This is a genomic window from Streptomyces sp. WM6378, from assembly GCF_001279695.1.
Classification (GTDB): domain Bacteria; phylum Actinomycetota; class Actinomycetes; order Streptomycetales; family Streptomycetaceae; genus Streptomyces.
In genome coordinates, this window is record NZ_LGDD01000335.1 from 65,312 (window position 1) to 73,755 (window position 8,444).

At 66.5% G+C, this 8,444-nt stretch carries 6 protein-coding genes; 2 read left to right on the forward strand and 4 right to left on the reverse strand.

All coding sequences use genetic code 11. The annotated features are described in order from the left end of the window. Positions 1–16: 16 nt before the first annotated feature. The 3 genes from ADK54_RS37530 to ADK54_RS37540 form a co-directional block, all read right to left on the reverse strand. Complete coding sequence (locus tag ADK54_RS37530; RefSeq protein ID WP_053730293.1) at positions 17–1,849, reverse strand: DEAD/DEAH box helicase; 1,833 nt, start codon at positions 1,847–1,849, stop codon at positions 17–19. After that, entirely contained in the window at positions 1,846–3,258 is a 1,413-nt protein-coding gene (locus ADK54_RS37535) for a hypothetical protein (RefSeq protein WP_053730294.1), read from the reverse strand. Before ADK54_RS37535 ends, ADK54_RS37530 begins: the two co-directional genes overlap by 4 nt. Before the next feature lie 78 nt (positions 3,259–3,336). Next, positions 3,337–4,020: a hypothetical protein gene (locus tag ADK54_RS37540; RefSeq protein WP_053730295.1), complete on the reverse strand. Its 684-nt coding sequence runs from the start codon at positions 4,018–4,020 to the stop codon at positions 3,337–3,339. Between the two features lie 1,160 nt (positions 4,021–5,180). On the opposite strand from ADK54_RS37540, the gene ADK54_RS37545 reads away from it, so the two are divergent. Continuing rightward, positions 5,181–5,486 carry a hypothetical protein gene (locus ADK54_RS37545; protein ID WP_053730296.1) on the forward strand — a complete coding sequence of 102 codons (306 nt, stop codon included), beginning with the start codon at positions 5,181–5,183 and terminating at the stop codon, positions 5,484–5,486. 165 nt (positions 5,487–5,651) lie between these two features. Here ADK54_RS37545 and ADK54_RS37550 read toward each other — a convergent pair whose 3' ends face one another. Beyond that, positions 5,652–6,992 (reverse strand): DUF445 domain-containing protein, encoded by a 1,341-nt coding sequence (locus tag ADK54_RS37550; RefSeq protein WP_107090714.1) that lies wholly within the window; start codon positions 6,990–6,992, stop codon positions 5,652–5,654. A 242-nt stretch (positions 6,993–7,234) separates the two neighbouring features. Between ADK54_RS37550 and ADK54_RS37555 the strand changes: the two genes are divergently transcribed. Then, positions 7,235–8,444: GDSL-type esterase/lipase family protein (locus ADK54_RS37555; RefSeq protein ID WP_078966940.1), on the forward strand; the 1,210-nt coding region annotated here is incomplete at its 3' end.

Sequence of the window (8,444 nt, forward strand, 5' to 3'; positions counted from 1 at the left end):
GGCCGCATGAGTGACTTCACCGGGCGGCGACAGCATCGACATGCCTAAGCAGCGCCCGAACATCCGCCATATCCATACCGGCTGCGACGGACGGTTCCTCCTCAAGATCGGCCAGCTGCTGAACGGACGGATCGTCCAGAATCTGCCCCATAAACTCCAACTTCTCTTCGAGCCGCAAAGCCACTACTTCGTCGATCGTCCCCTCGACGGCTAGCACCGTAACCCTTGTTTCCGTGCCTGGAGCGAGGCCAAGCCGGTGAATACGGTCGAGGGACTGCAAGAATCGGCCAGCCATAAAGTCACGGTCCACGTACACCGCATCGTGACAGGCATGGTGCAGGCTGATCCCTTCACCAAGAGTGGCCGGGTTAGAGAGCAGAACATGGCAATTTGGATCCTCGCGGAAGCGCCGAAGCTGTTCCTCACGATCAGGGGTGCCACCATGCACCACGGCAGGCTGGTAAGCAGCGAACATGCTCTCCATGGTGGTCAGACTCCGGACAAAGGTCGTCCAGACCAGGGTCTTCCGGCCCATCGCAGAATTCTCTGCAACGATGTTCAACGCTTCCTTGTATTTCGGGGACAGTTCATGCTCAGGAAGGCTTCGGAGCAGAGAAAACAGCGATTCGTTCTCCGGAACCTCAAGTGGCGGAACTCGATACGAAAGTGGTTCGTAACGGCTTCCGCCCTCCGCCAGGAGGGCGGGGCTGGTCGCAGCCATCAGCAGCCGAAGCATCGCCTTGCCGAGGGCATCAAAGTCCGCCCGCGAGGCCTCTGCCCGTGCTGTGAACCTGCCGACCAAGGCGTCATACACCTCCCGGTGCAGCGGCGGCATCTGGAGATACCTGATCCGCGTCTGGAACGGCGGAAGGCCTAGTTCATTCTTGGTCGTACGGGTGAAGAGCGGCCGGAGCACTGTGCTCGCGTACGCCAGATCCCCACCTGCGACCGCCTGTGTTACGACACGGCGGCCATGGCCTGGCCACACAAAAGACAGGAGGTTCTCAAGGTCCCGTGCTCCGTTCGGTGCTGGCGTGCCGGTGAGGATGAGCCGACGTCGGCTGAGCGGCCCAAGAGCCATACAGGCACTCCCATAGATTCCCCGGGCACCGAGCTTCATCCGGTGCGCCTCATCGAGAATTACCATGGAAGGTGCTGCGCGGAGCCAGGAGGCAAGCGCGGAAAGCGACTTATCCAGCCGCTCGTAGTTCACGATCAGAATCTCAGCCTGCGGGTCCGGAGCCTTCTCCATGACCACTGTGTGCGGGCGCCGTTTGAAGCAGTGCTCACTCTCGAACAGCCATGACTCATAGGCAGATTTCGGGCTGACCACCAGCAGCCGCCGAACATCCCCTCGCTCCCGCATTGCGGTGTAAACCGCGAGGCCTACCCTGGTCTTGCCGGCGCCCGGGACGCTGAAGTTGGCCCCGTGCTGCAACGAGAGCAGTTGTGCGACGTCCCGTAGCTGAAAACTCGTAAGATTCGCGCACCACTCGGCGCCAAGAGCCGCCGCAACCGCGGCATCGTCCCAGGCCGGTACCACGCCAGGCTCCTGCTGGAGACACTGCTCGGCCTGGTCAGCATCGTCGAGGACGCTGCCGACAAGTTCGGCAAGCTCGTCCTCCCATTCGACTGAATCCGGGTGTGGCCAGTCCGCGAGGACATCGATGCTCACCAGAAGGTCGTCGAGCGCCAGCTCCATGGACAGCGGCCCGCGCTGGCCACCCGAAGGAAAGCGGGCGGCGAGCCTGGCCAGCTCGCTCCGGTACGGTTCAGCCACACGCAGCACAGCTTTGGTCCTGGACACATCGAGCCCAAGCCGCAGGGACGGCTCTGTAGTCTCAGTCATGCCTTCTCCTCGCGTACGGCTTCGAGCAGCCAGGCAACGCCGTCACCGTGCACTTCAATGCTCTGAGCGGCCGTGCGGCCGAGCTTGATCAGGGCCGCCTTGAGCTTGAGCACGGACTCGTCGAAGCCCTCCTCGTCAAGGCTCCGCGAGCCCCGCGCCAGCACGATGTCCGTGATGCACTGCTCGATGTCTTGGCAGGCATCATTGAGGCGGTCAGGGGCGGCCTGCTTGCGCTTACGTACTCGGGCGTCCTTTCCCGCCGGCTCCAGAGCGTCCTCAACCACCCTCTTCGCCTCGCCGAACACCCCAGCTGCCAGAACCTGTGCATCAGGAAGGGCGTCAGACGAGCGCACCACGGCTTTGGCCTGCAGAAGGGCATCCGTGAACGCACGAGCGGCAGCTACCTGCGGTTCGTCGGACTTTACCTCCCGGTTAATGCCAGGAATCCTGCGCCCCGAGGCAGCGGTTGGAGCGGTCTTCAGGTGCTCCGGAAGCCGGTGCTCCAGGTAACGGGTCCGGAAGTCGGCCTCGATGAGACGCACGTCAGTCTTGGAGAATTCAAGCACGATGGCCGCCAGACGGTTCTCCTTAAGGAGTTCAGCCTTCTGCCGGTCTCCCCTAGATTCCTTCCCATACGCACGGTGCACTTCGCGGAGCTTCTCCTGAGCGTCCTCAAAATCCAGCAGGCGGAGCTGCGTCTGACCGCTCTTGGAACGCTCCGTGAGGTCACGGAGGCAGGAGAGCACCCACAGATCCTGCTCAGCAGTCGTCGTCCGGATCCGGAACTCTCTTGCAATATCGGCCAGTTGTCGTCCCATCGACAATTGTTCCTCGATCGTGAGGAGTCGGTTGATGTAGGAATACTCACGCCGAGTGTCGTGCCTCAACTGCAGTGAGAGTTCAACAGCGTTGATGTCGGCCCAGGTACACGAGTCCGGCAGTACACCCACCCGGATATTCGCAATACCGAGTTCTCGCAGTGCTACAGCGCGCGTGTTGCCGTTGACGAGAACGCCATCACGCGTGATGAGTCCTGGCTCATTCTGGCGGAAATCCCTGAGGCTCTCCTTGAGTTCCTCAAAGTCTTTGTCCCGCCTGGACGGGTCAGACGGTTCTGCCTGGAGCAGGTAGCGCAGGTAGTCCTGGCTTTCGTCACACCAAGGGTCTCCACCCAGCAGTTGGTCACGCTTCGTGTCGAAGCTGCGCTGGGCGCGGATTCGATGCGTACCCGGGTTGTAGTAGAGAGACTCCAGGGGCATGTCAATAACCTGGACAACCCGAGGCTGCTGGCGCCACTCGACTGTCAGGGTTTCCCGAATTCCAGCCCCATCCGATGCCTCCTTGAGTCGTTGCTCGACTCGGTCCCGGTTCTCGGCGGCGAGGGGCGGCCAACCAAAATCGCTGCTCACGTGCGTTCTCCTTCAGCCTGGAAACGTAATGAGGTGCATGGCGGGGCCGCCGAGGAAGCAGCCCCGCCCGCTCGGGGGTCAGACGGGAGGCAACCCGAGAGCCTCACGGACCTTGGCCCTGGAGTCCGCCGGCAGCGTCCGGAATGCGGCCCACAAGAGCTCGACCGCGCCGAATCCCCGCTTGTCCTCCGAGACCCACCCGGTGAGGAGGTTCCGCTCGATGACTCCGAGCCCGGCAACCCCGTTCAGTACCGTGGCCAGATCGGCCGACTGGCCACGCCCACCGACACGGCAGCGGTTGCACTCCGCCACAAGCTCAATCGCCTCGCCTCCAGCCGGCTGCTTGACCACGCGGCGGGCGATGTCCAGCTGAGCCGATTCGTACGAGTCTGCATAGATTTCACCAGGGCCGATTCCGCAAGACCGGCAGAGGTGGCCGTCCCTGGCCAGCACGTCCCGCCGCTGCGTCTGCGTGATCGAGGAACCGGACTTGGTCGCCTTGCCAGGCTCCCAGACCGGTACTCCCTGCTTCACGAACCGCTGCTCGTGCTGACCAAGCGTCAGGTCTTCGCGGTGTGTATCAATCTGCCAGCCGTGATCACGCAGATCGCGGACCCGGCGGTCAGCCTGAACTACCCCGGGGAAGGCCGCCTTCACGTCCTCCTTGGTGAAGACGCTGCCCTCCCCGACAACGGTCACGAGCCACAGAGCCGCGCGCTTCATCGTGCCGTACTTCGTATCCGTCCACGACGGCAGAACCATCACGTTCCCCTTACGTCAGGTACCCGGGAGCCTGGGACGGAGTCCATGGATTCCGCTACCAAGAGCAGCTCCGGCAGTCCCCCAACCATTGCGCGGCCGACTGCAATTGCGCCAGGTTCTGGTGAGTTTCGAGGGGAGATGGAAAACCTCCGTGGCTTCCAGTGCGGTTGGCGGCGTGCGCACAATCGAAGGCACCCACGTCCCTCATTCCGATTCCGCACACCTAGGAGCCGCAGTGCAGCAAGAAGGACCGCAACCGCACTGGAAGCCTCTGCCTGGCGATCTCAGCGAAGACCGACGCCAGTTCGTGAGCTGCCTACGGGAGATCCGGGAGTGCAGCCCGCGGACACAGGCTGACATCGCACACGACGCGAGCCAGGCGGCGACCACGCTCTCCAACCACCTGAACGGAGGGCGGGTGCCTGAGCCCCAGCTCCTCATCAGCTTCTACAAGGTGGTGGAACAGGATGCCTTAGCCATAGGGGTTCAACTCCCCTACTCGGTCAGCTTCTTACTGTGCCTGCGGTCCCGCGCGTTGATGAAGCACTGCAAGTGCTGTCCGACTGGCTTTCCGGTCAGCACACCAGATCCCAGGTCGCCGGCTTTGTCTTCTGCCCGTCACGTGTGGCACAGACGGCGGCTCCGCAACGCCGCTCGCAAACAGAAGACTTCTTCGTTCCCTGCGCAGAGAAGTGCGCCGGTCCCCCTTCCTGAAGGGGACCGGCACCCCAGACGTCTTACCGACGAGGCATGGACGGATCTGGAGACGCTGACGCGCTACCTCGCCGAGGGACGGGACCGAGATGCCTCCGTTGTCCTGTGGGGTGCTGCTACAACCCTGCCTGCCGGTGATGTCCCGAGAGCCGTCGCGGCCTGCCGCTCAGCAGGCCTTGACCAAGAGGCAGAGACCATTCTCATCAACGCCGGCAAGCGTGACCCGCAGACTGTGCTGGACATTGCGGCCGCCTTCCACAACAGCCTCCGCTTCGAGGACGCCGGGCTGATACTCGCTGCCGCGTCCCGCGCCACCCAATAGGAGCCACCAGCGCGTTCGCGCCTCCTCCGGCGCGGAGGTTCCCCTTCCCGTAGGAGGGGGCCACCACGAAAGGGGCGCAGCCTCCGCGTTAGCCTCAAAGAAACCGCACTTCAGGAGGCAAACCATGGCGAAGGTTCCCGCAACTGCTATCGCGGCCGGCGGGCTCATCGGGGGGTATGGGGTTGCCCGGTGGACCAAGAAGCGGCCCCTTGGTGGGGTGGCGCTGGCCGCGGCCGGGGCGCTTGCCGCTCGGCAGTGGCAGCAGGCGGCCGGGACCAAGGCTGCCGTCGGGCTCACCACTGCCTACGTCGCCGCCTTCGCCGGGTCTCACCCGCTGGCCAAGAAGGTCGGCGCCTGGCCCTCCGTTTTCGGCGTGGCCGGAGCCGTCGCCGTCGCCTCCTGGGCTGTCACCCGTAATTCCGCCGAGTAGAAGAGAGCCGGGAAGGAAGAAATTTCCCGACCCGCTGAACAGAGTCCGGCCCCGGGCCGTACTTAGGGGCAACTCCCCATGGTGGTCGGGCGCATGGCCGTACGGCAGGGACAGGCTTGTCGGTCATGCGCCCGATGGGTTCCAACAGGAACCCCGCCCATGCCCCTACCCGCCCAGCGCGTGCGACACCGTATAGATCAGCAGGCCCGCCAGGGCTCCGACCACCGTGCCGTTGATGCGGATGAACTGCAGGTCGCGGCCGATGTTCGCCTCGATCTTGCGGGACGTGTCGTTCGCGTCCCACGAGGCCACCGTGTCGGTGATGAGTGATGTGATCTCGGCACGGTAGGTCGAGACCACATACGCCGCCGCGTCCTCCAGCCAGCCGTCCACCTTGGACTGGAGGCGGGGGTCCGTGGACAGGCGGGTGCCCAGGGAGAGCAGGGACGCCCTCGCGCGCAGGCGCAGTTCGCTGTGGTCGTCCTCCGCCGCCGCGATGATCATTGACCGTACGGAGGACCACGCCGAGGCGATGATGTCCTGGACCTCGGGGCGGGCCAGTATCTCCGACTTGAAGCGCTCCACCCTGGTCCGGGTCTCGGAGTCCGACTGGAGGTCGGCCGCGAAGTCGGCCAGGAAGCGGTCCAGGGCGCCGCGCGCCGGGTGGGCCGGCATGTCGCGCATCTCGGTTATGAAACGCAGCAGCTCCTTGTAGACGCGCTCGCCCACCTTGCGGTCCACGAAGCGCGGGGTCCAGCCGGGGGCGCCGCCCTGCACCGCGTCCATCACCGAGTCCCCGTGCAGCACCAGCCAGTCGTGGGCCCGTACGCACACCAGGTCCACGGCCTTGCGGTGGCTGCCGTCGGCGACGATCTTCTCCAGCGCCTTGCCGAGGCCCGGCGCGATTTCCGCCGCGTCCGCCCGGCGCGTGATCGCCTCGCCCACCACCGCCTGGACGTCGGAGTCCCTGAGCACCGTCAGCGCGCCGCGCAGGGCCGTGGCCAGCTCCGATGTGACCCGGTCCGCGTGCTCGGGCTCCGCGAGCCAGGTGCCCAGGCGGCGGCCGATGCCCAGGGCCTGGAGGCGGGTGCGTACGACGGCCGCCGACAGGAAGTTCTCGCCCACGAACGAGCCGAGCGTGGCACCGAACTGGTCCTTCTTGTTCTGGATGATCGCCGTGTGCGGGATGGGCAGGCCCAGCGGGCGGCGGAACAGGGCCGTCACCGCGAACCAGTCCGCCAGCGCACCCACCATGCCCGCCTCGGCCGCCGCCGCGACATATCCCGCCCACGCCCCCGCGCCCGAGCGGTCCGCCCAGGTCGCGAGGCCGAAGACCACTGCGACCACGAGCAGCAGGCCGGTCGCCATCGCCTTCATGCGGCGCACGCCCCGGCGCTTCTCCTCGTCCGCCGCCGTGTAGGCGAAGGGGGACGAGCGGGGCGTGCGCGCGGCCGTGTCCGCCTCGACCGCCACCTCGGCGTCGGGCCCCGATCTCCTGCGTTCCATTCGCTCCACCTGTCCGTGCGCGTCCGCACGCCCCGAACGGCTTTCTGCCGCTCGTCCCGCCCGGTCGGCCCGTGCGGCCATGACCCGTCCGCCGCTCGTCCCGTCCGGCCGTTACCGCGGCCACCATCCGTTCCGTACGACCTCTACATGAAGTACTTACGGCGCGCACGTTCAGTTCCCGTGCGCCCGTGCGACCACTCGTTCGCGTGGCCCCGCGGGCCTTCGCTCCGTACATTCGGATCATGTCCATGCGGACGCTTCGGTCGCATGCCGGGCGCCTTGCCCTGCTCGCGGTGGTGGTGCTGCTCGCCGCCGCCGTCTACGCCGTGGTCGTGCCCGAGCGGGCCGGGGCGGGTTCTGATGACGGCGGCGACTGGGCCGGGACCTGGTACGCCGCTCCCGTCGGCGCCGAGCCCGGGGGCGATTCGGCCCGGACCGTACGCAATGTCCTGCACACCTCGCTCGGCGGGAGCCGGGCCCGCGTCACCGTGTCCAACCTGTTCGGGCACACCCCGCTCGACCTGCGCCACACCACGCTCGCCACCGTGGCCGACCCCGCGCGGACCATGCGGACGCTGACCTTCCGCGGGCTCGCGCGGGTCTCCGTGCCGGCCGGCGGGGAGGTCGTCAGCGACCCGCTCGCCTTCGAGGTGCCCGCCTCGGGTGATCTTTACGTTTCCGTGTACGCGGCCGGGCCCGTCACCTGGCATCCCGGGGCGCAGCAAACCTCGTTCGTGGCCCCCGGTGACGTCGACCGCGCGGCCGATCCCGGGGTGTTTGCGCAGGTCACGAGCGCTTGGCGGTATGTCACCGCTCTCGATGTGCAGGGGCCCGGGGCCGCGGCCGGCAGCGTCGTCGTGTTCGGGGACTCCATAACCGAGGGGGTCGGGTCCACGCCGGGGGCCGATCGGCGGTGGACGGATGTGCTGGCCGGGCGGCTGCGGGGGCCGCACGCCGCCCTCGACCCGGGTGACGGTTCGGCGCCGCGGGCCGTGCTCAATGCCGGGATCGGCGGGAACGCGCTGCTCGCGCGGTTCGCCGGGCCCAGCGGGGTCGAACGCTTCCAGCGGGATGCGCTGTCGCGGGCCGGGGTTCGTACGGTCGTTGTCGAGCTCGGGATCAACGATCTGCTCGGTGGGGAGCGGGATGCCGGCGCGCTGCTCGCGGGGATGCGGGAGTTGGTGCGGGTGGGGCATGCGCGGGGGGTGCGCGTCCTTGGCACGACGCTTTCGCCCTGCGGCGGGGTTCGGGGATGTACGGGTTCGGTTCAGCGGGTGCGGGGTTCTGTGAATTCCGCGATTCGTGGGGGTGGGGTTTATGACGGGGTCGTCGACATAGATCGGGTTCTTCGGGATCCGTATGCGCCGCGTTCCTTGTGGGGGCCGTACGACTCTGGGGATCGGCTGCATCCCTCCGATGCGGGGTATCTGGCGATGGGGAGGGGGGTGGATC

Coding starts and splice junctions, on each gene's coding strand:
- ADK54_RS37540 (WP_053730295.1), bottom strand. CDS start 4,020: ATGGTTCTGCCGTCGTGGACGGATACGAAGTACGGCACGATGAAGCGC.
- ADK54_RS37550 (WP_107090714.1), bottom strand. CDS start 6,992: ATGGAACGCAGGAGATCGGGGCCCGACGCCGAGGTGGCGGTCGAGGCG.
- ADK54_RS37545 (WP_053730296.1), top strand. CDS start 5,181: ATGGCGAAGGTTCCCGCAACTGCTATCGCGGCCGGCGGGCTCATCGGG.
- ADK54_RS37530 (WP_053730293.1), bottom strand. CDS start 1,849: ATGACTGAGACTACAGAGCCGTCCCTGCGGCTTGGGCTCGATGTGTCC.